This is a genomic window from Sphingobacterium deserti (genome assembly GCF_000757725.1).
In the GTDB taxonomy this organism is placed as follows: domain Bacteria; phylum Bacteroidota; class Bacteroidia; order Sphingobacteriales; family Sphingobacteriaceae; genus Sphingobacterium; species Sphingobacterium deserti.
Window position 1 is genome coordinate 1 of the sequence record NZ_JJMU01000026.1, and the last position, 25,608, is coordinate 25,608.

The 25,608-nt window shown below is 41.3% G+C and carries 22 protein-coding genes; 7 read left to right on the plus strand and 15 right to left on the minus strand.

Annotated elements, in window-relative coordinates; all coding sequences use genetic code 11:
* Window positions 1-699: 699 nt before the first annotated feature.
* Entirely contained in the window at window positions 700-1,086 is a 387-nt protein-coding gene (locus tag DI53_RS08730; RefSeq protein WP_037497775.1) for an SRPBCC domain-containing protein, read from the minus strand.
* 65 nt (window positions 1,087-1,151) lie between these two features.
* Between DI53_RS08730 and DI53_RS08735 the strand changes: the two genes are divergently transcribed.
* Window positions 1,152-2,516 (plus strand): methyltransferase RsmF C-terminal domain-like protein, encoded by a 1,365-nt coding sequence (locus tag DI53_RS08735; RefSeq protein WP_037497777.1) that lies wholly within the window; start codon window positions 1,152-1,154, stop codon window positions 2,514-2,516.
* Here the strand turns inward: DI53_RS08735 and coaBC are convergent.
* The 3 genes from coaBC to DI53_RS08750 are packed head-to-tail and all read right to left on the minus strand — an operon-like array spanning window position 2,497 to window position 5,025.
* Complete coding sequence (gene coaBC, locus DI53_RS08740; RefSeq protein WP_037497779.1) at window positions 2,497-3,714, minus strand: bifunctional phosphopantothenoylcysteine decarboxylase/phosphopantothenate--cysteine ligase CoaBC; 1,218 nt, start codon at window positions 3,712-3,714, stop codon at window positions 2,497-2,499. The two genes, DI53_RS08735 and coaBC, sit on opposite strands and share 20 nt — an antisense overlap.
* 6 nt (window positions 3,715-3,720) lie before the next feature.
* Window positions 3,721-4,050, minus strand: coding sequence for a DNA-directed RNA polymerase subunit omega (locus DI53_RS08745; protein ID WP_037497781.1), 330 nt, complete (start codon window positions 4,048-4,050; stop codon window positions 3,721-3,723).
* Window positions 4,051-4,077: 27 nt separating this feature from the next.
* Window positions 4,078-5,025: an outer membrane protein assembly factor BamD gene (locus DI53_RS08750; protein ID WP_338056436.1), complete on the minus strand. Its 948-nt coding sequence runs from the start codon at window positions 5,023-5,025 to the stop codon at window positions 4,078-4,080.
* 209 nt (window positions 5,026-5,234) lie between these two features.
* Between DI53_RS08750 and DI53_RS08755 the strand changes: the two genes are divergently transcribed.
* Window positions 5,235-5,510 (plus strand): NifU family protein, encoded by a 276-nt coding sequence (locus DI53_RS08755; protein ID WP_037497786.1) that lies wholly within the window; start codon window positions 5,235-5,237, stop codon window positions 5,508-5,510.
* A 51-nt stretch (window positions 5,511-5,561) separates the two neighbouring features.
* The gene (locus DI53_RS08760; RefSeq protein ID WP_037497788.1) at window positions 5,562-6,206 is read left to right on the plus strand and encodes a hypothetical protein; all 645 of its coding nucleotides are present in this window, start codon (window positions 5,562-5,564) and stop codon (window positions 6,204-6,206) included.
* On the opposite strand, the gene DI53_RS08765 is transcribed toward DI53_RS08760, so the two are convergent.
* The 11 genes from DI53_RS08765 to polA all read right to left on the minus strand — a co-directional run bounded on the left by DI53_RS08765 (window position 6,203) and on the right by polA (window position 19,965).
* On the minus strand, window positions 6,203-7,441 hold the full coding sequence (locus DI53_RS08765) for an FtsX-like permease family protein (RefSeq protein WP_037497790.1): 1,239 nt from the start codon (window positions 7,439-7,441) through the stop codon (window positions 6,203-6,205). The genes DI53_RS08760 and DI53_RS08765 overlap by 4 nt on opposite strands.
* Before the next feature lie 2 nt (window positions 7,442-7,443).
* The gene (locus DI53_RS08770; protein ID WP_037497792.1) at window positions 7,444-8,085 is read right to left on the minus strand and encodes an MBL fold metallo-hydrolase; all 642 of its coding nucleotides are present in this window, start codon (window positions 8,083-8,085) and stop codon (window positions 7,444-7,446) included.
* A 408-nt stretch (window positions 8,086-8,493) separates the two neighbouring features.
* Window positions 8,494-9,243, minus strand: coding sequence for a shikimate dehydrogenase family protein (locus DI53_RS08775; protein WP_037497795.1), 750 nt, complete (start codon window positions 9,241-9,243; stop codon window positions 8,494-8,496).
* On the minus strand, window positions 9,240-10,649 hold the full coding sequence (locus DI53_RS08780; protein ID WP_037497798.1) for a tetratricopeptide repeat protein: 1,410 nt from the start codon (window positions 10,647-10,649) through the stop codon (window positions 9,240-9,242). The genes DI53_RS08775 and DI53_RS08780 overlap by 4 nt, the downstream gene beginning before the upstream one ends.
* A 200-nt stretch (window positions 10,650-10,849) precedes the next feature.
* Window positions 10,850-12,250 (minus strand): OmpA family protein, encoded by a 1,401-nt coding sequence (locus DI53_RS08785; RefSeq protein WP_037497961.1) that lies wholly within the window; start codon window positions 12,248-12,250, stop codon window positions 10,850-10,852.
* Between the two features lie 244 nt (window positions 12,251-12,494).
* Window positions 12,495-13,505 (minus strand): inorganic phosphate transporter, encoded by a 1,011-nt coding sequence (locus DI53_RS08790; RefSeq protein ID WP_037497801.1) that lies wholly within the window; start codon window positions 13,503-13,505, stop codon window positions 12,495-12,497.
* A gap of 27 nt (window positions 13,506-13,532) precedes the next feature.
* The gene (locus DI53_RS08795) at window positions 13,533-14,180 is read right to left on the minus strand and encodes a DUF47 domain-containing protein (protein ID WP_037497804.1); all 648 of its coding nucleotides are present in this window, start codon (window positions 14,178-14,180) and stop codon (window positions 13,533-13,535) included.
* Window positions 14,181-14,264: 84 nt separating this feature from the next.
* Window positions 14,265-15,299, minus strand: a complete 1,035-nt coding sequence (locus tag DI53_RS08800) for a sensor histidine kinase (protein ID WP_037497807.1) — start codon at window positions 15,297-15,299, stop codon at window positions 14,265-14,267.
* A gap of 54 nt (window positions 15,300-15,353) precedes the next feature.
* Complete coding sequence (locus DI53_RS08805) at window positions 15,354-16,007, minus strand: phosphatidylserine decarboxylase family protein (protein ID WP_037497810.1); 654 nt, start codon at window positions 16,005-16,007, stop codon at window positions 15,354-15,356.
* A 42-nt stretch (window positions 16,008-16,049) separates the two neighbouring features.
* The gene (locus tag DI53_RS08810; RefSeq protein ID WP_117624870.1) at window positions 16,050-17,168 is read right to left on the minus strand and encodes a toxin-antitoxin system YwqK family antitoxin; all 1,119 of its coding nucleotides are present in this window, start codon (window positions 17,166-17,168) and stop codon (window positions 16,050-16,052) included.
* Between the two features lie 4 nt (window positions 17,169-17,172).
* Window positions 17,173-19,965: a DNA polymerase I gene (gene polA / locus DI53_RS08815; RefSeq protein ID WP_037497965.1), complete on the minus strand. Its 2,793-nt coding sequence runs from the start codon at window positions 19,963-19,965 to the stop codon at window positions 17,173-17,175.
* A 188-nt stretch (window positions 19,966-20,153) separates the two neighbouring features.
* On the opposite strand from polA, the gene rsgA reads away from it, so the two are divergent.
* The 4 genes from rsgA to DI53_RS08835 all read left to right on the plus strand — a co-directional run bounded on the left by rsgA (window position 20,154) and on the right by DI53_RS08835 (window position 25,566).
* Window positions 20,154-21,074, plus strand: coding sequence for a ribosome small subunit-dependent GTPase A (rsgA, locus tag DI53_RS08820; protein WP_037497813.1), 921 nt, complete (start codon window positions 20,154-20,156; stop codon window positions 21,072-21,074).
* A 176-nt stretch (window positions 21,075-21,250) separates the two neighbouring features.
* Window positions 21,251-23,044 (plus strand): hypothetical protein, encoded by a 1,794-nt coding sequence (locus DI53_RS08825; protein WP_037497815.1) that lies wholly within the window; start codon window positions 21,251-21,253, stop codon window positions 23,042-23,044.
* 54 nt (window positions 23,045-23,098) lie between these two features.
* Window positions 23,099-24,877, plus strand: coding sequence for a TrkH family potassium uptake protein (locus tag DI53_RS08830; protein ID WP_241462398.1), 1,779 nt, complete (start codon window positions 23,099-23,101; stop codon window positions 24,875-24,877).
* Window positions 24,878-24,879: 2 nt separating this feature from the next.
* Window positions 24,880-25,566: a potassium channel family protein gene (locus DI53_RS08835; protein ID WP_037497817.1), complete on the plus strand. Its 687-nt coding sequence runs from the start codon at window positions 24,880-24,882 to the stop codon at window positions 25,564-25,566.
* Window positions 25,567-25,608: the final 42 nt, after the last annotated feature.

A 25,608-nucleotide genomic window follows, 5' to 3' on the forward strand; every position in this document is an offset into this window, starting at 1 on the left:
CAAAAATTTCTCACTACGCACTACTCATTACGCACTACCAATCAATCGAACGAACAGCCGCATGTCCTTAAAATACCGAATAACGGCATTTTGTGTTTCATCAAGTGATGGAAAGAGCAGAGGACTGCCGTCGCCTAGTGGGTATGGACAGGCATGAGATTATCTCCCGAAATCCAATCTAAAAGGATTTTGGGATGTCATCTAGCCAGACAGGCAGCCTGCTGCTGTGTGTTGGGTGTTGGGAGAGATCGCCTCGATGGAACAAAGATTTTTTGTATACTTTTTCATCTGAAAAAGTATGGCCCAGTCCCGGCAAGGGACAAGCGATCTGCCGCATGCCGCAGCAAGTTCAAGTTTCTGTTTATAAAACGGATTGTCCGACGCACACCCCTTCCGCCGCATGCCGCGGCAAGGCAAATACTTTTGTAGGGCAAAAGTATTCAAAACCCCGTCGCTTGAAACCTTTGCAGGGGAGGTTTGTGCAATGGCAAATGTCTACATATTGCAAAGCTTTCGAGGCGACATTTCGGTTAAAATTGGTAGGAAGCAATAAAGCAAAGAAAGGTTTAACATCTCACTACGCTATACGCATTACGCAATTCTAAATACTAAGTACTACATACTATCATCTAAAAAAGAGGCGACATTTCGCTTAATAACTACGCATGTCTTTACTGTCACCCCGTTAAGTTTACTGACTTAATCTTCTTCGTCATAAAATTCCTCAAGTGACGCCATATAGGTATTATCCCAGCCATCGACGATATCGGCGTAGGCCTCGTCTGGAATGTTGACATGCTGAACCTCAAATGAAGTTCCTTTTTTATGTTCGTGAAGCTTAATGGTAACAATTGAGGGCTCATTTTGATCCCCAAAATACCATTGCTGTACGATCCTTTTGAAGGGCTCTAAGGTTATAAACTTACCCGTTATAGCACCGTCCCACATAGAAAACTCGCCGCCTTCCTGCGGATCTATCTCGACAAGATCGCCGGTCCACAAGCGGATCGTAATCTCTGTAGTCAACGCCTTGTAGATATCCTCTGGGGTGGCTCTTATAATATAGTATTTTTTAAAATCCTTCATTTTCGGGTGTTTTTGTAATTCCTTTCCTAATGTGGTAAATTTACAGAGAATTAAATGATATATCGATGAGCAACTTCCTTCCGAATGAACTTATTAAAAGATTAAGTGAAGATGAACATTTCAATCAGGAGTCTTTTTTGGAAACCCACGAGTCAGGCGAAAAGGTTACCTCTATTCGTTTAAATCCGCTGAAGAAGCCCAGGGAAGCTTATGATGAACTTGCTGCAGTACCCTGGTGTAATGATGCCTATTATTTAAAGGAGCGTCCGATATTTACGTTGGATCCTCTCTATCACGCCGGCTGTTACTATGTGCAGGAGGCCTCATCGATGTTCTTGGGATATATTCTTGAGCGCATTGGTTTGCGAGATAGTGCGATCAGGGCGCTTGATCTATGCGCGGCGCCAGGTGGAAAATCAACACTATTGAATAGTTACTTGGGAGAAAAAAGCTTGTTGGTGTCGAATGAGGTGATCAAAAGCAGAGCCGGAATATTGGTAGATAACGTGACGCGTTGGGGAATGCACAATGTCGTGGTAACAAACAATGATCCATCAGCATTTGGTCGACTTCCAGGCTATTTTGACCTGATGGTTGTCGATGCCCCTTGTTCGGGCTCGGGCATGTTTAGAAAAGATCCGGCAGCTATTGATGAATGGTCGTTGGCAAATGTAAAGTTGTGTAGCGATCGTCAAAAGCGAATCCTAGCGGAATCCATTTCAGCGCTCGCGACCGGCGGCTATCTCGTTTATTCTACATGCTCGTATTCAAGGGAGGAGAACGAAGATATTGTGGATTGGATTATGGAAGGCAATGGTTTTGAAAGCGTGAAAATAGACTTTAATTCAGCATGGGGAATAGAGGAAACCACCTCTACATCTAAAGGTGCCTTTGGTTATCGGTTCTATCCACACAAGGTGAAGGGAGAAGGCTTTTTTGTCGCGGTATTACGCAAAACAGGAGAGCAGGGCTCTTTTGAGATGAGAAGGTCAAAACCAGAAAAGTCGCCAGTATCCAAAGTTGTATTGGAGCATTGGTTGGACAATATAGCGAGCATACAGCACTTTCTGCATGGCGATAATGTGCATATTTTCCCCGCGATATACAAAGATGACTTACGGCTATTACAGGATATGCTGTATATCCGAAACGCAGGGACCAATATTGGAAAGTGGCTGGGCAAGGAACTCATCCCTTCGCATGATTTGGCAATGAGTGTACATGTTAAGGCTGATTTACCTGGGCAGGAAGTTTCATTAGCTACGGCACAGCAATACCTTCGTAAAGAGAATCTAGATAGAAGCAACTTCGAGGTTTCATCAGGCTGGTGCCTAGTGCAATATTCAGGGGTGAATCTGGGTTGGGTGAAAGTCTTACCAAATAGGATAAACAATTACTATCCGAAAGAATCTAGGATTGTTCACTTATAATGAGCTGATGATCTACGATGATTTCGCAAATATCTCGAGCAATTTCCATCTTGCTTTTAAGGGGCAGGTGGATTTTGTTTAAATCTTTACCGATGATGGTAACTTTATTTGTATCAACGGCAAATCCTGCGCCTTGGTCTTGCATAGAGTTCAAGACGATATAATCTAGGTTTTTACGCGCTAACTTTCCTTTCGCGTTTTCCAACTCATTGTCTGTTTCAAGCGCAAAGCCTACGAGTGTTTGTTTTGAGGATTTTCTTGCACCTACAGTTGCCAGAATATCTGTCGTCTTCCGTAATGAAATAGTGAAAACGTCCTCTTTTTTCTTAATTTTTGTAGTTGCCACCTCAATGGGCGTATAATCTGCTACGGCGGCGCTCATGACGATGATGTCGGCATCGTCAAAGTGATGTTCCACTTGCGAGAGCATTTCCGCTGCGGATATTACATGAAGCTGTTGCACATTGTCAGGTGTTTTAAGGGCCGTAGGACCGCTCACTAAAACCACTTGCGCTCCAAGCCTTTGAAGAGCTTCTGCAATAGCGAAGCCCATTTTACCGCTCGAGTGATTACCGATAAATCGAACAGGGTCAATGGTCTCATGCGTTGGGCCTGCAGTCACTAAAGCCTTTTTTCCCTGCAGGGGCAAAGCGTCGCTAAAAAAATTATAGATGGTCTGAAAAATATCCTCAGGTTCGGCAAGTCTACCTTCACCTGATAACCCGCTAGCTAATTCACCAGAAGTAGGAGCGATGATGATATTCCCAAATGATTTTAATCGCGAAACATTATCCTGCGTGCTGGGATGAGCCCACATATCAAGATCCATCGCAGGAGCACACATAACGGGGCACTTTGCTGATAGGTAAGTTGCTAATAGCAAATTATCGCAGCCACCATGAGCCATTTTACTAAGGGTGTTGGCTGTTGCCGGAGCAATTAGCAAAAGATCCGCATGAAGACCTAAATCTACATGGTTGTGCCATACGCCTGTATGTGGATCAAAATAATCGGAATAAACGGGATTTTTAGAGAGGGTGGCAAACGTGAGCGGTGTGACGAAAGCCTTAGCCTCTGCTGTCAGGATTACCTGCACATTCGCGCCTGCTTTAACTAGCGATCGGACAAGGTATGTAATTTTATATGCGGCTATTCCGCCGCATATACCAATTACAATATTTTTGTCTTTTACAGACATCAGAAATTAATCTTGTTCTTTAGAAGGGTTTCTAAAGTAAACTTTATCGTTCAAAAATTCGTCAACAGCTACTAGAGATGCTTTTGGCATGCGTTCGTAATGCTTCGAGATTTCGATTTGTTCACGATTTTCAAAAACTTCTTCCAGATTATCGTTGTTGCTAGCAAATTCCGACAGTTTACCGTTCAATTCTTCTTTTACGTCTACGGCGATTTGATTGGCACGTTTAGAGATAACAACAATTGATTCATAGATGTTATCCGTCCCTTTATCCAATTGTCTTAAATCACGGGTAACTGTTGAACTTGGGACAGAAGTGTTTTTATTTTGACTCATTTTGTAGTGTATTACGAATTTTCTAATTTATTTCGAAGACGAATTAACTTCGTTAACTTCTTTAGCTTCAGCTTCTTCTTTACTTATTCCGAGTTCTCTTTGCTGTTCTTCACGCATTTTGTTTATTGCGTCCATTCTTTTAACAACAAATGCTATCTCTTTTTCTGCGCTGGACCTTAGATGGTCGGCATCGCTTTTAAACTTGCTTTGTGGGTAATGGTCAACAAAGGATTGATAATAATCAATAGCTTCATTGTATCGGGCTTCCTGGCGGTAAGGCATGCTATTCTGTGCGAATAGATATTGCGCTTTCACTATCAAGAACTCAATTTCCTCGGCGTATCTAGTATCCGGATATTCTCGGAGCATGCTCTCGAAAGCAATGACAGCGGCACGATAATCATCGGGTTGGCCCATATCGAAATATAGTCGAGCATTAGCGTAGGCTTTTTGCTCCAGCTTATCCCGTAATTTTTGTATCAAATCGCCAGCTTCCTTCGCTTTTTCCCCATCAGGATATAAGTTGATAAAGAGCTGCAATTCATCGATTGCTTTCCGCGTGTTTTCCTGGTCTAAAGAAAACCTTGGTGAGTCCTGATAAAAGCAATAAGCAGACATAAATCTACACTCTTCGGCACGCGGACTATTGGGGTAAGTTGTTGCGAAATTTTTAAAGTTAAATCGCGCAGATGTATAATCGCTCAAGCGATAACTTGTGTAAGCTGTGTAATAGTAAAGATCTTCAGCCTCCGATTGCCCCCTGTACTTACTCATTAGCTCGTCAAAAAGAACCAATGCTTTAGCGTACTTCTTTTTCTCGTAATACTTCACAGCCTCTTGGTACTTCATAGCAATATTGTTGCTGGCGCGAAGTTTTTCGAACCTGCTTTTACAACTTGTCGCGAACATTACCATTACTACGCAAGCAATTATGGATACTATACGTCTATCTAAAAACATTTTACAAAGATACATCAAATTCAGATAAGATTCAATTAAATTTTAGTGCTGCAAGTTACCGCTTAATTTATCGTAACCCCGCTTATTTAAAGCTGTTTAACATTCTTTAACTTGAGCTTCGTTAGAGATGTCAACGAAATGTTGAATTAACGAGCTATGATTTGGTTAACCCAAATAATTTTAATAATTTGATTATCTTTACATCATAAAAATTTACTAGAGAAATGACATTAAAAGAGCGAGTAGAACAGGCATTAGATACCATTCGTCCTTACTTGGAGACGGATGGGGGGAACGTTAGCGTGGAAGAGATTACTCCTGATAATGTAGTTAAATTGAAACTTTTGGGGACTTGCGCGAGTTGTTCGATGAGCATCATGACTTTCAAGGCGGGCTTAGAACAAGCGATCAAGAAATCTGTTCCAGAAATTACAGCAGTAGAAGCTATCAATTTAACAGACATCAATGATCCCAACGCAATAACGCCCGAACAATTTTAGGGTTAACACAATTTAACAGGCTTTTGCGTTAAGTTTGTATAATTTTGGAGTATGGTAGGACGGTTTCTTTTTGCGGTTGTTGTGATTCTGATTTTCCTTTTCCCGGCTAAGGGTCAAGAAAAGAAAATTATACAATTCAGCGGTCTCATTAGTTCGGTGGGAGGAGAGCTGCCCGTACCCTTCGTTACCGTGACAAACAAAAGCCACAACAACCAGGCGCATGCTGCAGATAATGAAGGTTTTTTTTCGTTTGTAGCCCACGTAGGTGATACGATTGCTTTCACCTCTGTAGGATTCGATCCGCTGACGTATGTTATTCCGCACACACCCACAGATAAATTTACCGCACGAATCAATATGAAGAGCTTAGTAATTGAGCTTCCCGCCGTTATGCCCTTCCCATGGGCCAGCATCGAGGAGTTTAATTTAGCGTTCTTAGCCTTGGATGTAAGTAACGATGACGCTTCTCGAATCAAACGAAGCCTGTCGCCCGAAGCATTAGCTGCGCTCTCGCAAGTTACTCCGCGTAGCGCAGAGGAAATTCAGACCTTTAATTCCATGCGTCAGCATATTAATATGACGAATAAGAATATGAATCAGCGCTTTTCCAATCCTTTATTTAGTCCACTCGCTTGGGGATCGTTCATTAATTCAATTGTAAAAGGGGACTATAGTAGAAAGCGTCTGCAGTACTAATCTGCAGCGCGTATGGCATCATTTCGAATTTCTCGGACACTTAGCGAGGAAGCGAGGTAAGAAATGAGGATAGCAACCAGCATCACAGTTACAAATACAAGTAAGAAATCTAAAGGACGTATATCTACAGGATAGACATCCATGATCGCATTTTCGCCATCACCTGTTCGAATAATACCGTACCTGTCCTGCAACAGGCAGAAGCCCAAACCCATTGCGATTCCTATTATTCCCCCAATAAAGGCAATCATAACACCTTCGTAAAAAAATATGCGTTGAATAAGCCAATTGTTTGCTCCTAAGCTTTTCAATACTGTCATGTCCTGTTTCTTATCGATTACGAGCATCGTCAAAGATCCGATAATATTGAATATGGCTATAACCCCTATCACGGTAAGAATAAAGAACACGATCCACTTCTCCGAACGTACCGTTTTGTATAGTAAAGGGTTTTGCTGTTCCCTACTTTTGACGATGAAGTCATCGCCTAGAGCTTGTTGCGTCTGCTTCTGAAGTTCTTCAGACTGATTTGGGTCTTTGGTATAAAGCTCTATGGCCGACACTTGATCGTGTTCGTTAAGTAAATCGCGAGCGAAGTCAATCGGCGTGATTACCAAATTATCAAAGCCTTGTTGATATTGAAGCAGGCCGCAGGGTGAAATGTTCCGAATATTAATTTCATCCATAGGGTTTACGCTGTTACCGGAGCTTCCTTTTCGAGGTGAAAATAGTTGGATAGTATTATCAAGGCCTTGCAAAGGAATACGAAGGTTCGCTTGGACTTGTGCACCGATTAAAGCAAAATTTGTGCTATCTGCATAGATATTCAGGTTGCCGGCATATAGCATATCCTGATGGTCAGCTTCGGTTAGGCTTTTCGGTTCTACGCCTTTTATTTGCGCTATAAATTGTTGATGCTCGTATTGTATAAGCACCTTTTCTTCCAATATTTCAGAATAGCTCTTGATTGCTTTGTTCTGTCTTAGCTTTGCAAAAACCTCTTGTCGAGCGTCAAATACCTTTCCCTTTGCAGGCTCTATTCGCAGCTCTGGCGCAAAGGTGCTATATAAGGAGAGAATAAGATTTTCCATCCCATTGTAGAACGAAAGCACAATAACTAATGCTGCGCTACTAACTAATACACCAACAACGCTGATTGTGGAGATGATGTTGATCGCATTTAAAGATTTCTTGGAAAAGAGATATCTCTTTGCAAAAAAGATAGGCAGTTTCATTCTTAACCTTTTATAAATGGATTGGTCGACTTTTCGAAGCCGACTGTTGTCTGCGGCCCATGCCCCGGATATACTACCGTTTCATCAGGTAATGTATATATTTTGGTTTTGATATTATCCAACAGTTGCTGATGATTCCCGCCAGGCAGATCCGTTCTTCCGATGCTGTTGCGGAACAGCACATCGCCACCAATTAAGAACTTTTGGTCAGGCTGGTAGAAGCAAAGATGAGCAGGCGAATGACCGGGGACTAATAATAAATGAAGCTGGTGCTGCCCAATATGGATAATCTCTCCTTCCTGTAAAAACGTTTCTGGGATTGGGGATATTTCGTAGCGTATGCCGAACATAGGCGCTCGATGTTCTACATCGACCAATACTGGTATTTCACCTTCATGCATCTGGGGAATTAGATTATATTGTTCGTAAATAAACCTGTTGCCAAGTACATGATCGATATGGCAGTGGGTATTGTACAGTGCAATAGGACGAAGGTTCTGCTCCCCTATGAACGACAAAAACTGTTTCTCCTCGGCAGCATTGGACATACCAGGATCAAAGATTGCACAATTGCCTAGTTCATCATAAACGATATATGTATTCTCCTGAAAGGGATTAAAAGCGAAAGTCTGAATTGTCAACATAGTTCAAAAATAGGAATTATTTCCAAGTAAAGGAGCGGATCATTAAGCGCATTGTCCTTTCCCAGAACATTTAGCAGCAGCGCCAAGAGGTAGGGTTACAAATATTTATTTAGGGATTCGCTACGCTTGGATATTATTTACATGATCATAAACAAAACACTTGCGCAGATTAATAATATACATGTTTGTCTATCTACTTTATCAAGCGTACAAGAGTAGATGAAAGTGACTCTCAACGTCCAACACATAGGCAGCATCAACTTATGTAATAGGCGCGTGGTCATTGGCTCTCCAAAGCATAGTGAAGATTCGCTTAGTGCTCTACCAGCAGCCATAGCAAAGTGCTACAAAGCGCACTTCATACCACATGCTCATAACCCTATCGCCGAAAAGGATCAAAATTGCCTTCTAAAAGGCCTCGTTCCAAATTGCCCAATTCCTTTCAGCTTGCAAAATCAACATCTCATGTCCGTTTTTTATTGCAGCGCCTCGCTCACGGCCTTTTTTCAAAAATAACGTTTCCTCGGGATTGTATATTAGATCATACAGTAGATGTGCGTCGCCAATGCCATCGTAAGGAATCTGCGGACATTGATCGGTATCCGGGAAAGTCCCTACTGGCGAACAGTTGATCAGCAGCTTGTTGTCTGCGATGATTTTTTCGGTCAGCTCGTCGTATGTTAAATCGCCTGTATCTTTATGGCGACTAACGATTTGATAGCTGATGTTTAATTTTTTTAAGCTGTAATAGACTGCCTGCGCAGCGCCGCCGTTTCCAAAAACGAGCGCTGTTCGATGTTTTTCCGTTAATAGGGGATGAAGCGAGTGTTCAAATCCATATGCATCGGTATTAAATCCCTTCAAGCGTGTTTTGCCATTGTCCCGCTGTATAGTTACACAATTGACAGCGTTAATTTCTGTAGCTTCGTCCGATAGTTCGTCCAATAGCGTCATGACATTTCGCTTGTGGGGAATGGTCACGTTAAACCCAACGAATTGCTGATCACGTTCGTAGATATTACGGAAATCGTTTAAGTCTTCAACAGGATACAATTCATAATCAATATCCGTTATACCTTCCTTTTCAAATTTATTGAGGTAGTATTTTTTTGAGAATGAATGACCTAAAGGGAAACCTATAAGACCTAATTTTTTCATGGGTTATTTGTGTATTTCCTAATAATATCAACAATGATCTTGTTCCCTTGCAATTGCGGTAGATAATCAAACAAAATATAGAATTTGTCCGGATTAGTGGCTAGGCCCAATTCTAGGAAATTCAATGCCTCATTATACTGTCCGTTTGCAAAAAGATAAGCGACAACTCGGTAATACAGTTCAGAAGCCTCCGGATTTTGCCTGATCGCATCTGCCATTACATCGATAGCTTGCACGTACTTTCTTTGTTCAAAATAAATGGATGAAAAGTCTAACCACGCTTCAATATCCGTGGGATTTAGTTCCACAACCTTGTTGTAGGCAAATTCAGATTCTTCAAACTGATTCAGCTTATACCGGGCGTCAGCTATTGCAAACCAATAGTCTGGATTTGCATCATCGAGCTCGAGAGCCTTTTTATAAAAGTGCAAAGACTCAAAATGACGATCGTCAAAATCCAACGTAACCCCTATACCAAACCATCCATCGGCAAGGTGCGGATCCAATTTGACCGCTTTTTTATAGTTTTCGCGGGCCTCTTCCATATGCTCCAGTTTCTCATAACATTCACCTATCGCACAGTATACGTCTGCTGTTGGTGTCTCATATTCAAAACTCTGTTTATACACATCGATGGCTTCGGTGTACTTTTGGGAACTAACAAGTACATTCCCTTTATTGAAGTAGGCAGGAACAAATGCTTCATTGATGAGTATGGCATAATCATAGGCATCAATGGCTTCTTCAAATCGATCCAGCTTTTCATATACCATACCAAGATTAAACCAGGCGGCGTAGGAATAAGGATCCTTATCAATATACTGTTTATAAAACTCTATGCTTTCCTCCGGCTTTTCCAATACCTCATAACAAAAGGCAAGCGCATGTAAAGCGTCATCGTTTTCCATATTAATTTCTAACGACTTTTTGAGATACGCTATGGCTTGTTCATAATCTCCTTTTAGCTGAAAAAGTTCTGCCGTTTGCAGGTAGGCCTCAGCGGTATCTTCACCAAGCTCAATAGCGTGTAAGAACAAACTTTCGGCCTGTTCGATGTCGCCCTGTAAAAGATGTATATTGCCTTTTAAAAGATATACTTCGCCACTATTCGGCTCCAGTGCGGTAGCTTTGTCTAGCTGCACAAGTGCGTTATCGAATTGATTGATACGACCGAATATTTGTGCTTTTTTTAGTAGAAATAAGGTTTCATAGGGGTGTTGACTAGTCGCATATTCAGCAACCTGAAGAGCTTTCATCGGGTCATTTTTTTCGATATAGTATTCAATTATACTTTCGAAAGCCTTTGCATCAAAGAAATATTGATCTTGGTTTCGAAGCATTTCTTCGTACCGATCAACAGACAGTTTTTGTTCTTCGGGCGAGCCAAATTCGAAATCTTCTTCCATATCACTCCTTTCATTTTAATTTACAAATCGCTTGAATCCTCACTGCAGAAGAAATTTATAAAGAAAATACGACTTTTATTTGTTTTCTTTTCCACATGTTAACATGTCGCCGTGCAAATATACAGTAAAAGATTGATTATAAACAGAAAAGCCGATCCATCACTGGATCGGCTTTCTTATCATTTAACTCTTTTTAAGAATTATTTTTTGATTTCAACGCGACGGTTTTGTACGCGGCCTTCCTCAGTAGAGTTAGAAGCAATTGGATTAGCTTCACCGTAACCGTTAGCAGAGATGCTTGATGCAGAAACACCAGCGTTTACTAAGTATTGTTTTACTGCGTTAGCGCGGTCTGTTGACAAGTTCATGTTGTAAGACTCAGAACCTTCTGCAGAAGCATAACCATCTAAAGTGATAGATGCATTAGCATCACGTAATTCTTTAGCTAATTTGTCTAATGTAGAGTATGATTCAGTTTTCAATACAGAGCTATCAAATTCGAATTGAATAGGAGCATAGTAAGCACCTGAAGTTGCACCTGGAGCTACTACTTGCTCAGGGAATTTGATAGGACATCCTGAACCATCTACTGCAGTACCTGCAGGAGTACCAGGACATTTGTCAAATTTATCAGATACACCGTCACCATCAGAGTCTTTGCTTAATTGATCAACAGTACCTTCTAAAGTAGATACGCGTTGTTTCAATGCTTCAACTTCGTTACGCAATGATGGATCTTTCAACTCATCATACAATGTAGCAACTGGGTTTGTGAATGTTAAACTTTCTTTATCACGTGAACCTAAAGTGAATTCTAGACCACCGTAAACGTTAGAGAATTTACCTTTAACATCTGAACGACCTGGGCCGAACAATAGGTTGTCATCAGTGAAGTTCATTGTGTAACCTAAGTTCAAGGCAACAACTTCAGATAATTTGAATTTCACACCAACACCTACTGGTACGTAAGCTGCCATTTTGAAATCACGGTCACCAGTGCGCTCACGATCTCCGAAGATTTCTTCACCCCAGTTTCCTTCGTTGTTATATACTACAGCACCTGTGAAGTCGTTGTTTGCATATTGAACAGGGTTGTTCGCCAATACACCCAAACCTACTTTAGCGTAGAAGTTAACTGCATTTTCTCTTCTCATGAAGTCGATAGTACCTAATTGGAATACACCATTTAAGCTAGCAGCCCAGTTTACTTCTGTTTCTGCAGATCTTGCAGTACCAGCGCCATTCAATCCAGAACCTGCCTCGAAAGCTGGACCAGATACATCGTGGTTGAAAGTTTTGATGCGACCACGGTTACCTTCCAACTCTAAACCGAATAGGTGAGAGAATTGCTTGCGTACAGTTAAACCATAGTATTCACCTACTTTGTTTTGGAACATACCAACTTTTTGACCGAAGTTGTTAGATCCACCAGTAAGTACATTCGGCGCAGTGATACCACCTTGAACACCGATCGACCAAGTTCTGTATTGTGATCTTCCACCAAATACAGTTGGAGTTTGTGCTTGAGCGTTCTCAGCAAAACCTAAAGCGGCGACTAAAGAAGCTGCAACAGCTGTTTTTTTAATTGTAGAATAGTTCATACTCTTGTTTTTAAGGTTATTAAAATTTTTAATTGTTTTCACTTTTCCAATTTTAACATAACTTAACAATAACGATGCCAAAAAATAAAAGCATCTTAAAAAGTTTTGTTATGACTTGATTTTACTGACATTCAGCAAAAAATCATCGCGTAAAAGTATGTATATATTTTAAAAACACAAAATTTTTTGAGTTTTTTTACTCGAGAGTCAATAAAAAGATCTCGCTATACGTTTAAATATCCTGTTATAGAATAAAATGTATAACCGCAAGCGACAATCCGCCTAATATCGCACTTACCGGTATCGTCAATATCCAAGCCCATAATAAGCTTATCGTGACGCCCCACCGCACTGCGGAAACACGCTTCACGACACCAACCCCGATAATAGAACCTGTTATCGTATGCGTAGTGGATGCTGGAATACCGAAGTGCTCGGTTACGCCAAGTGTTACCGCACCCGCAGTTTCTGCAGCTACGCCTTCCAAAGGTGTTACCTTCGTAATCTTAGTACCCATCGTTTTAACGATTTTCCATCCGCCGCTCATTGTTCCAGCAGCGATAGCGATATAACAGGATAGTGGAACCCAAGCTGGCATGGCCTCGAAGTCGGGAATGACTTGCTCTGCTATCAAAGCTGTTGCAATAATACCCATTACTTTCTGTGCATCATTTCCACCGTGGGCAAAGCTTAATGCTGCGGATGATATCAACTGACAGATTTTAAACCACTTTTCTGCCACAGCAGGTCTGGCTCTGCGTGCCAGGTTCATAATAATCAACGTTATGATTACCGATATAAACATACCGAGAATAGGCGCTAAAACAATGAAGGAAACGGTTTTAAGAATAGCACTTTGGTTGACAGCAATAAGCGGATTGGCACCCATTATCCATGCGTAGGCCATTCCTGAACCAGCAAAGCCGCCAATCAATGTGTGGGAAGAACTGGAAGGAATACCATAATACCAAGTGAAAAGGTTCCAAGATATCGCGGCGACAAGCCCTGCAAAAATTACCTCGAGCGTGATATATTCCTCAAGTACGGTTTTTGCAATAGTATTGGCCACCTTATGATCAGTAAAATAAAAATATGCCGCGAAATTGAATATAGCAGCCCACAAAACCGCCATAAAAGGAGTCAATACTTTCGTCGATACCACCGTTGCAATAGAGTTCGCTGCATCATGGAAACCGTTGATGTAGTCAAATGCAATCGCTAGAATAACGACGACAATCAATAATGTTGAAGTCATAATAAATTTGTTTTCTTGATGCCTTTATTAAGCATTCTTTACTAGAATGCTTTCCAATACGTTCGCTACATCCTCACATTTATCCGTAGCGTCTTCCATAGCTGAAAGCACTTCTTTATTCTTAATCAACGTGATGGCATCTTTTTCATATTCGAAAAGCTCACCCACCGCTTTATCGAAAATATAATCCGCTTTGTTCTCAACACTATTGATACGGACGCACGAGTCCGTGATATTCCGAATGTTTTTAAGATCTTTTAATTCATTTACTGCTGTAGCAACATGCTCTGTTGCTTCGACAATTAAATCTGTAATTTCTTTCATCGCTTGGCTAGGCGTAACGACTTTGTATAATTCCATGCGGTTTGACGCACCATGTATGAAATCTGCTACATCATCTAAAGAGCTTGCCAAAGCATGAATATCTTCGCGATCAAAAGGAGTGATAAAGTTTTTACCTAATTCAAGGTGTATTTGGTGAGTTATGTTGTCGCCCCGGTGTTCAAGGTCTTCTAGTTTTTTATTCAGATCAGCGCGTTTAGCCAAATCTGTAGAGTAAACCGTTTCTTGTAGCAGTTTTGCCATCTCGATAAGGTTTGCGCCTGCTTGTTCAAACAAAGGGAAAAACTTTTTATCCTTTGGAACGAAATACTGAAAAATGCTATTTAAAGACATATCGATTGAATTTCTGCAAAATTATGAATGAAATGTTAAGTTAATGTTAAGTTTTCTCTGTCAATCGTAAGATGAATCTCCTATTTACACGTTTTTCGCGGGTACCAGCGTAAAGCCAAACGTTGTTCCGATACCTTCTGTACTTCTTACGTTTACATTTTGTTCATGTGCTTCTATAATATGTTTCACAATCGCTAAACCTAAACCTGATCCTCCAATTTCGCGCGACCGGCTCTTGTCGGTGCGATAGAAGCGTTCGAAGACGCGGGGGAGGTTTTTCTCCTCGATGCCAAGGCCATCATCCGTTACCTCTATTAATATTTGTTCAAAAAGCGGGTATATAGAAATGCTGGTGTGGCCATTCCTTCTTCCGTACTTTATAGAGTTATCGATAAGATTGATTAATACTTGTTGAATGCGTTTTCGGTCGGCCTTTACAAAAATCGGATGATTGGCTTTGCCTTTATATTTTATTTGGATGTTGCTTCCGCTGGCTTTGCCTTCAAGATCTTCCATACATTCTTTTATAAGTTTTACCACATCAAATTTCTCGATCGTGAGCGCTATTATTCCGCTTTCTAGCTTAGAGATCTCGTCTAGGTCTTGAATGAGGTAGCTCAGTCGGTCGAGATTGCGGGAGGCCTTCTCCAAAAAATTCTTAGCAATATCTGGATCTTCATCGATAAGGCCATCCTGCAAGGTTTCAATGTATCCTTGTGTCGCAAAGAGCGGAGTTTTAAATTCGTGCGAAATATTGGAAAGAAACTCTTTTCTAAATTGGGCCTGTTCTTTTAACGTATTGATTTCTGACGCCTTTTGTTTAGCCCAGTCACGAACCTCTTTTTCAGCATTGGCAATCGGATCATCGGCAATCTGCTCCCCGAGAGCATCTTTTAGATCTTTGCCTAGCTTTAAGTTGTGAATTAGCTTATAAACATTCCGGATACGTTTATACACGAATCGTTCAAACAAGTTAAGCAGTATCACAAAACTCAATACACTGATGGCAATGAATATGAGTGCGGCTACCGAAAAATTTGCGCGGTGCATGTAATCTGTAGCGGCAACCAGTAAGCCGAAGCTGCTGGAGATAAGAAGGACAAAAATTCGAAAGTTCATAAAAAAAGCTTCGTATAACGAAGCCTAAATTACGAATACCGTATTAAAATAATGTTAAAATGTCGCGAGAACTGTTTTACCGCCTACGACCTTATCACCAATATTGACATCGACTTTGGTGCCTAAAGGAAGGAAGACATCCACCCGCGATCCAAATTTTATAAAACCGAATTCTTCACCTTGTGTTACAGCATCCTTTTCATTTACATACCAAACAATACGGCGTGCCATCGCTCCCGCAATTTGCCTAAATAATACCTCTACATTGGATGTGTTTTTCACAACAACGGTGGTACGCTCGTTTTCGGTTGATGATTTAGGATGCCAAGCGACTAAGAACTTGCCGGGATGATATTTAAAATATGATACAATACCGCTAATTGGATTGCGGTTCACATGAACGTTGATAGGAGACATGAAAATGGAAATTTGTATCCTTCGGTCGTTAAAATATTCTGTTTCCTCTGTTTCTTCGATCACCACGACTTTCCCATCTGCAGGGCACAAAACGATGCTTTCATTCGCTGTCACTCGTTTGATCGGACTACGAAAGAACTGTACAATGGTGATAAACAAAAAAGCCGACAAGAGGTATAAGAACCATTTCAAATACAAAGAAGCATCGTAATAATCTGCTATTGCATTAATAACGAAAATGAATAAGATCACGATCGCTAAACTGGTATATCCTTCTTTGTGGAATTTCATGCCTAATTTTTTTTGCAAATATAAAACATTCGTTGAATTTGCCTAGGGTTGTTTTTCTCTTTCAATACGCAGGCTGTGGAAATTAAATACGCCAGCCTCGCTAATCGTGAGTTTTCCCGATACTGTTAGTGCATCTTCAATTGGCTCTCCTGCTTCATCCAGCGAAGGAAAGTAAAATGGAATGTCTTTAACCACCATTTCTAGGTATTTATTAAGAGCCTGCGTCTTCAATGGCTGATTTAATGTAATCAATTCAGGCTCGCCCTGCTTGTCTAAGGTCACGCGGTAACTAAATTCATCTTCTGTATTCTGAAAGCTTGGATTTGCAGCAAAGGCAGCATTTAGCCTATCCGATAAATACGCGTTAAATCCGCTATAGTCGTCAAAAGTACAGGGTTTTGATATCAGGCGCTCACCATTTACGAAAGACTGTGTAGGGATAATGGTAAGCGGAATGCGGTATTCACGATCTTGGAAAAGGTTATAACCTTCTGTCAACATCCCATTTTTATCGTATACTTCTTCTGTAAACAATACCTTCTTGTTTTTTTCGTCAACCATGTTTGTTGTCCAGTATCCAGAAGGGAGACCATTTCTGATTCTACCTTTACGCTCAAAGAATGGAAAACCGTATTCGTTGTAAAACTCAAAAGGCATTTTAAATTCATAGCTGCCGTCCCCTTCAATAACCCGTTGCCGACCCAGCCTATCCCAAAAGGAAGTAATTAATCCGGTTCCGTTGTCAAAATTTACCGTTAACATGGGCTTGCCGTCTGGATAATAGTATTTCCAGTCGCCAACAGGCTTATTGTCTTTAAATGTTACTTGCCATTGCAGTACTCCATTAGGATGGTAAGCACTAAAAAGACCTTCCTTTGCGCCCTGGTTGTGGTAGCCGGTAAGCACCACGGTACCCCGACTGTTAAAATCTTTAAATTCGCCATGGAAGGCATTCTTTGCGACCACAAATTGAGAAACTCGCTCAATGGATTTAAAATCGCAATCCTTATCTACTAAATAGTAATGATTATCGTAATAGAAGCGAACGAGACCTTCTGCTGCCTTTTCGAATAAGGTGTCTCTAGAAACTGAGTCTGTCTGCCCCCAGCTACATAAGTGTGCTAAGCATGCAACAATAAATAAGCTAACTTTCTTCATCATATAATTAATGTGCTTCTAACCAATTATCGCCTTTTCCCACTTCAACCTCTATCGGTACTTTCAACGCTATAGCATGCTGCATTCTGTCGCGGATAATTTTAGAAAATTGTTCAACTTCATGCTGTGGGACATCGAAAACCAACTCATCATGCACCTGCATAATCATTTTACCTTGCAGGCCGGCAGATGTTATGTCCTGTTGGATGTTAATCATGGCCACCTTTATTAAGTCCGCAGCAGAACCTTGTATAGGCGCGTTAATCGCGTTTCTTTCTGCGAAGCCCCTTACCGTCATGTTGGCGGAATTGATGTCTCTTAGGTAACGTCTTCTTTTCAAGATAGTTTCTACATATCCGTTTTCTTTGGCAAATTCCACGGCTTTTGACATGTACTGCCTAATGCCTGAATATTGTTCAAAATACTGCTCAATCATGCTGGCAGCCTCTTTCCGGGGGATACCAAGGCTTTGCGACAAGCCAAACGCAGACTGGCCGTATATGATACCGAAGTTGACTGCTTTGGCATTGCGTCGCTGATCGGAACTTACCTCATCCAATTCCACCCCATATACCCGAGCGGCAGTCGCCCGGTGTATATCATGCCCAGCGGTAAAAGCATCAAGCATATTTTGATCCTGGCTAAGTTCGGCAATGAGGCGGAGCTCAATTTGCGAATAATCTGCAGATAATAACACCTGCGATGCATCTCGCGCTATAAAAGCCTTTCTCACCTCTCGTCCTCGTTCCGTTCGGATAGGAATATTCTGTAGATTCGGGTTTGTAGAGCTTAACCGGCCGGTGGCAGCTACCGCCTGATTATACGAAGTATGTATAAGTCCAGTTTGCGGATTGATAAGTCCCGGTAATGCATCAACATATGTAGATTTCAGCTTTTGCATTTGTCTGAAATCTAAAATGTCCTGAACAATGTCTGATTTATGCGCAAGGGTCAGCAATACGTCTTCACCTGTTTTATACTGTCCGGTTTTGGTTTTTTTTGCCTTCGGATCTAATTGTAGTTTGTCGAACAATATTTCTCCCAATTGTTTGGGCGAAGCGATGTTAAATTGTGTGCCTGCTTTCTCGTAGATAGACTCTTCCAGTCGTTTCACGTCATCTTCCAATAGCTTAGAAAAGGTACGTAAGGTGTCTACATTTATTTTAACGCCATTTTTCTCTACTTCGGCTAATACATAGATCAATGGAAATTCGACATTTTGTGCTAATTCCAAAGTCTTGGTATCGACGAGAAGCGGCTTCAATACCTCGTGCAGTTGCCAGGTGATGTCCGCGTCTTCAGCAGCATATTCCGTTATCTTCGTTAGCTCCACGTCGCGCATACTTAACTGATTTTTCCCTTTCGGGCCGATGAGTTCTGTAATGGAGACCGGTGTATATCCAAGATAGTTCTCTGCTAAGACATCCATATTGTGACGCGTATCAGGATCGATAAGATAATGGGCAACCATCGTGTCAAAGAGCGGCCCATTTACCTTTATGTCGTAAGAGGACAAAAGCAAGATATCATATTTCAGATTTTGGCCTACCTTTTCTATGCGGGGGTCTTCCAATACGGTTTTAAAAATATCTGCCGTAGCCTTTGCTTGCTGGAAATCTGCGGCGGTAGGTACATAATAGGCTTTTCCTTTTTCGAATGCAAAGGAAAGCCCGACGATCTCTGCCGATAGCGCGTCAAGGGATGTTGTTTCTGTATCAAAAGCAAAGCTTTTTTGAAGCGATAAGGTTTTTGCTAACTCTTGTTGCGCCTCGATAGTTTCCACCAAGATATATTCGTGCGGGGTATTGTGGATGTTAAAAGTGGGAGCAATGGGTTCAGGAATAAGATCGGCAGCGGAATTTTCTATGGCAGCAGGGGCGAATAAATCCATTTGCGCACTTCCTTTATTCCCTGATTCAGCAATGCTAAAATCATCTCCAAATACCCGCTTGCCCAAGGTTCTGAATTCCAGCTCTGCGAATAAAGGTTCTAGTGTTTCCCGATTTGGATCTTCAAGCTCAAGAGCTTTCTCATCAAGTTCGATCGGCACATCAAGTTGAATGGTGGCTAGCTTTTTAGAAATAAGTCCTTGCGCTGCGAAATTCTCTACATTTTCCTTCATTTTTCCTTTCAACTGCGCACTGTTGGCAATGATTCCCTCAACAGATCCGTACTCCTGAATGAGTTTCTTTGCAGTTTTCTCACCGATGCCCGGGATGCCTGGAATATTATCTACTGCATCTCCCCACAGCCCTAAAATATCGATCACTTGAGAGACGTCAGCAATCTCCCACTTTGCGAGGATCTCAGGAACGCCTAATGTTTCAGCGCCATTGCCCATGCGTGCAGGTTTGTAGATAAAAATATTATCGGATACCAACTGTCCAAAGTCTTTGTCTGGCGTCATGCAATATACTGTAAAGCCACTTTGCTCGGCTTTTTTTGCTAAGGTTCCTATGATATCATCAGCTTCGAAACCATCTTTCGTGATGATCGGAATGTTGAAGCCTTCTATTAAACGAAAAATATAAGGTATTGACGTTGCTAAATCTTCAGGCATTTTTTCGCGGTGCGCCTTATAGGCTTCAAACTCAATATGCCGATTTGTGGGGGCATCGGTGTCGAAAACAACAGCAATGTGACTGGGCTGCTGATTTTTCAAAATCTCTAAGAGCGTATTTGTAAAGCCCATTATTGCTCCGGTATTTAAGCCATAGGATGTCAAACGTGGAACCTTATTCAATGCGAAGTAAGCCCTATATATAAGAGCCATGCCGTCGAGAAGAAATAGTTTTTTCACCAAAATATAATTTAATCGTCTTTCACAAATGTAGGAAAATAAAGAAAGCGAGCCTGCCGATACAACGGAAAAAATCGGTCTATGTTTTTAAATCCGTTTAAAAATAATTGAATTGAACAGCTTTTCTAACGTTAAATTTCCGATTTTTGTAAGATGATGGACACGATGGTTGAAATAGGGTTAGCGGTATGCGCGGGCTAGTTACTAAATCTACAGGCAGTTGGTATCTTGTGCTCGGTGAGCAGGGTCAACGTGTGGAATGTCGTATCAAAGGTAAATTTCGGACCAAGGGTATAAAAACTACAAACCCCATAGCGGTAGGTGATTGGGTGAATTATGAATTGGAACCGGATCAAGATAGCGCGATAATCACCGACCTAGAACCTAGGAAAAATTACATCATTCGCCGGTCTGTAAACCTCTCAAAGCAAACGCAAATTATCGGCGCCAATCTGGACCAAGCGATACTCGTCGTGACATTGGCATCGCCTCCTACATCATTAGGTTTTATCGACCGGTTTCTCGTAACAGCTGAAGCCTATGACATCCCGGCGATCCTGGTATTTAACAAACTCGATCTTTTTTCAGAAGAGGGTTTGGAAATTTTAGCAGAATACATGGCCATATATGAACAAATAGGCTATCCATGCTATGCCGTGTCTGCGCATACGGGAGAAAATATTGAGCTAATCCGGTCGTTACTTAAAGATAAGGTAACGCTGGTGTCCGGACACTCAGGGGTTGGAAAATCCACATTGATCAACGCGCTCGAGCCTGCCGTCAAACTGCGAACAGGAGAGATTTCCGATTGGTCGGACAAAGGAAAGCATACCACAACTTTTGCCGAAATGATTGAGCTTTCTTTCGGGGGAAAGCTTATTGATACACCAGGTATCCGCGAGCTGGGTATTGTTGATATAGAGAAAGGAGAACTCTCGCATTTTTTTCCGGAGATGCGCGCGCGATTAAACGCCTGTCGTTTCCATAATTGCCGGCATATAAATGAGCCTGGTTGTGTTATTATCGATGCGGTAGAAGAGGGGGATATCGAGCACTCCCGCTACGATAGTTACCTAAGTATTTACAATAATCAGGATACCCGTAACTAACAAATTGTCAAAACTTTTACGGCATTATCTTTGTTTTGACACACAAGGAGATATCGTATAGTACTTCAATAAACCAAAGTTCTTAACCTATCTTTCCGTTTGCTTTGGGTGATTTTAAAGAGAAGTAAAATTCATCTGGGCTGAAAGTTGTTACCACGTATAAACAGACTATTTGTATGAAGCCAATTTGGAAATGGATCATCGGCATTGTTGCTGTAATTATTGTCGGTCTTTCAGTAACTGCGTGGTATCTGTCACGCAATTGGAAACCGATCCTGGAGGAAAAACTGAAGGAGGTTATCAAAAATTCTACCGATAGTTTGTATACCTTACGTTACGACAAGCTCGATTTGAATATTGCGCTGGGCAATGTGACGTTGGAAAATGCGGTATTATCGCCGGATTCTAACGTATACGCCGAATTAGAAAAAGTGAAGGAAGCGCCAGATAATGTATACGATATTCGGTTAAAATCTTTAAAAATCAAGCGATTTGGAATCATCAACATTTTGACCAACAGAAAGCTGAATGTCAAATCCATTTTTCTAGATGCACCAAATGTACACCTAACAAATAAATACCACGCTTACAACGATACGCTATCTGCTAAGCCAAAGAAAACGCTTTATGAAAGCGTAAAGGACGTGCTTAAATCTGTGAATGTGCAGGAAATCCAAATGGATGACGTTGCATTTAAATATTCCAAACTACAAGATGGCAAGAGTTCAGACTTTGCCGTAAAGGATATTGATATTAAGGTTCATGATGTATTGATCGATGAAACTTCGTTATCAGATACAACTCGTTTTTACTACACCAAGATGGTGGAGGTGATTGTTCCAGGATTCACTTACAATTTAGCGGGTGGACTTTACAGTGTGAAATTTGATGAGCTAAAAATCAATACGCAGGATGAAAACGTCTTGTTGACCAATGTTGATTACCGTCCTGTAATGAATAAAGCGGCATACTTTAAAAAGTTGGGGAAAAACAAAACCATGGCAGATCTGCATTTCGACACGCTACGCATGGAGAAGTTGGACTTTCGCGCGCTGCTAGATAACCAACAGACTGTAGCAAAAAAGGTACAGATCAAAAACGGTTATGTGAAATTATACAATGATAAGCGATACCCCAAGTCGCCCAAAAGTCACATTGGAAATGGCCCGCATCAGCAGCTGCTCAAAGTTCAGAAGCTGATCAATATAGACAGTGTTTTTGTCGAAAATATCGATGTGCTTTATGGAGAAATGAGTGGGAAATACTACCGGGAAGGTGTTATTACGTTTGATAAGGCCACTGGCTTCTTAACGAATGTCACAAACGACTCGGCTAGATTGGCAAAAAACAAGTATCTGAAGGCAGATCTTCGCGCGAAGATTATGAATAGCGGAAATCTACACGCTAAATTTTCGTTTGATATGCTGAGTAAAAATGGCTTCTATACCTATTCAGGAGATTTAAAACCTATGCAAGCAACATCTTTTAATAAGATATTGACACCACTTTTAAATGTGGGCATCGGCTCCGGAAATATCCGCAGTGTTCGGTTTAACATGGAAGGCAACGACTATCGGAGCTGGGGCGATTTTCGTTTTGAATACGATAACCTAAAGATAAACCTACTTAATAACGATGGCGAACGGGAAAAGAAAAAAATCCTGTCATTTTTAGTAAATCAATTGGTTATTAACGACAGCAATCCGGATGCGAATGAGAAATACCACATAGGAAAGGTAAACCATAAACGTGTTCCTGAACATACCTTCTTTAAGAATCTTTGGCAAAGCTTGCTGGACGGTATTAAGCAAACGGCAGGGATTAGTCCAGAGCGAGAGGCACGCCTCATGAATTCCGCGCAATCAGCCAAAAAGGCCGTCGAAGAGACCAAAGGATCGGTTAAGAAGACCAAGGGCTTCTTTAATAAATTATTCAAAAAAGGGGAAGATAAAGAGACGCAGGATAAATAGCCGCCGCTGGACGCGCCGAACATTCTCCGCAAATTATCGCTATGTTTGTAGCGCATGGATAACATTATCGGTTTCTTTAAGTACTTGATTAAGTACAGGACTAGACGGGTGGATCAAGTCATGTTTTACGTTAGCATGGCATGTGCGCTAATTACAATAACCCACATCGGCTATATAACCGATCGCGAGATTGCCAGCTTTTCTGAAAAGACGATCGTTGGCTCGTTCTACGTTCTATTTATATTGGGTACTATCCGCACCGCTGCTGCAATACTTGTTCAGCGTAAACTTAATGTTTCCAATTTTACAGGTGTTGTAATCGCTGTGTATTTCTTGTTTATTGCGCTATCCCGCTTGAATAACGTTGTTTTTTTTGCCAAAATGGAATGGATATATTTCGGCATCGCTGTGACATTTCTTTCCGAACTATCTCGAAACAGCTTATTTTTTGACAATTTTTATTTCAATCCCACGATTCTATTTGTCATTAGTTTTATCGCGTTGATACTATTAGGCACTGTGTTGCTCATGCTGCCTCGCACAACGCTAGTTGCTCCATTGAGTTTTGTTGATGCATTATTTATGGCGACGAGCGCTGTTTGTATAACGGGCCTCACCGTAACCGATATTTCAACCAACTTCTCCATCTTCGGCCAAACCGTGATTATGCTGTTGGTGCAAGTAGGCGGGCTTGGTATTATGACATTTACGGGGTTTTTTGGCTATTTCTTTTCTGGGGGCTTCTCCTACAAAAATCAGTTGATGTTTGGCGAGATTTTGGGAGAAAATAAACTAAATTCCGTCATCTCCACACTTCTTACCATTATTTTTATTACGCTATTCTTTGAATTGATTGGCGGTCTTTTCATTTACTTGTCGCTCGATCCTATTGAATTTGATGGCGTTGGCGAACGGGTTTTCTTTGCTGCATTTCATGCGATATCTTCCTTTTGTAATTCAGGATTCTCTATTCTCCAAAATGGAATACATCACGATGCCTACCGTTTCAACTACACATTTCAGTTGTCCTTGGCAGGGATTTTCATTCTGGGAGGTTTGGGTTTCGGTACCGTGTTAAATTTCTACACGTATATCAAACAAAAATCTCGACAGTTTATTCAAGAATTTATTTTTGGACGACCTTTTGTGCACAAGCCACAGTCCTTCTCATTTAATACGCGGTTCATTTTACTTTGCAATGCTGTGGTTGTCGTATTAGCAACGGTCTCCTATTTCTTTCTTGAACAACGCCACACATTGACAGATGACTCCTCCACTTTGGGGAGGCTAATCACCTCATTTTTCATGGCAAATTCTTCACGATCAGCGGGGTTCAATAGCGTTCACATGAGTTTCTTGGCCAACCCAACGGTGATTATGGTGACGATGCTCATGTGGGTTGGTGCTTCGCCGGGTTCCACGGGGGGCGGGGTGAAGGTAACTACGGTCGCTTTGGCCTTGCTTAATATTATCACGTTAGCACGCGGGAAGGAATCTATAGAGATTTACAAACGCAAAATAGCCTCAGAATCGGTCAATAAAGCTTTTGCAATCATCTTGCTATCTATCGTCACCATAGCATTTAGCTTTATACTGCTTAACTTCTCGGATCCGGATAAGTCCTTAAAGTCACTGCTTTTCGAGACGGTTTCTGCCTATACCACTTGTGGATTAAGTTTAGGGATTACGCCATCGCTTTCTTCGGCGAGCAAGATGATTATCGTTTTCACGATGTTTGTTGGGCGTGTGGGCATGCTGACGCTGCTTGTTGCCTTTATTAAGAACACAAGAAATAAAAGTTATATTTATCCAACGGAAAAGATTTTATTTTAGTCATGAAGTATATTGTATTAGGACTGGGACATTTTGGAAGATCGCTGGCAGTGCACCTCACTGAGCAAGGCCACGAGGTGATTGCAGTGGATAAGAGCCTCATACTTGTCGAACAGCTTAAGGATAAAATAACACATACCGTCTGTATGGACACGACGGATAGGGAAGCCATGACCTCTTTACCTTTGAAAGATAGTAACGCCGTCATTGTTGCTATCGGTGAAGATGAGGGAGCTTCTTTATTAACAACCGCTTTGTTAAAGCAGCTACAAGTACAGCGAATAATCGGACGCGTTGTGTCAGAACTTCAAAAAACAGTGTTACAGGCCATGCAAATCGATGAATATATTATGCCGGAGGAAGAAGCTGCAGAACGACTTGCCATGCGTCTGGACAACGCAGACATTATCGATTCTTTTAAGGTGTCTGATCGCTACAGTATTGTCGAAACCCGCGTGCCTGATAAATATGTCGGCATGAGCTTAAAAGAGGCTAACCTGACCAATGTTTACAAAGTAATCGTACTGACGACGGTGAAATCATATGAGAAAGCGGTGAAAGGTAAAATGGTACAGTATAAAGAGGCTTCCGGTATCGCTAGTTCCGATACGATATTGGGAGATGATGATCTTTTGGTCCTTTTTGGCGAGTTATCCGATATCAAGCGGCTTATCCAAAAGGCGGGCTAAACAGCACATTTTCATCACCCTTCAATTACTAGATTTATACTG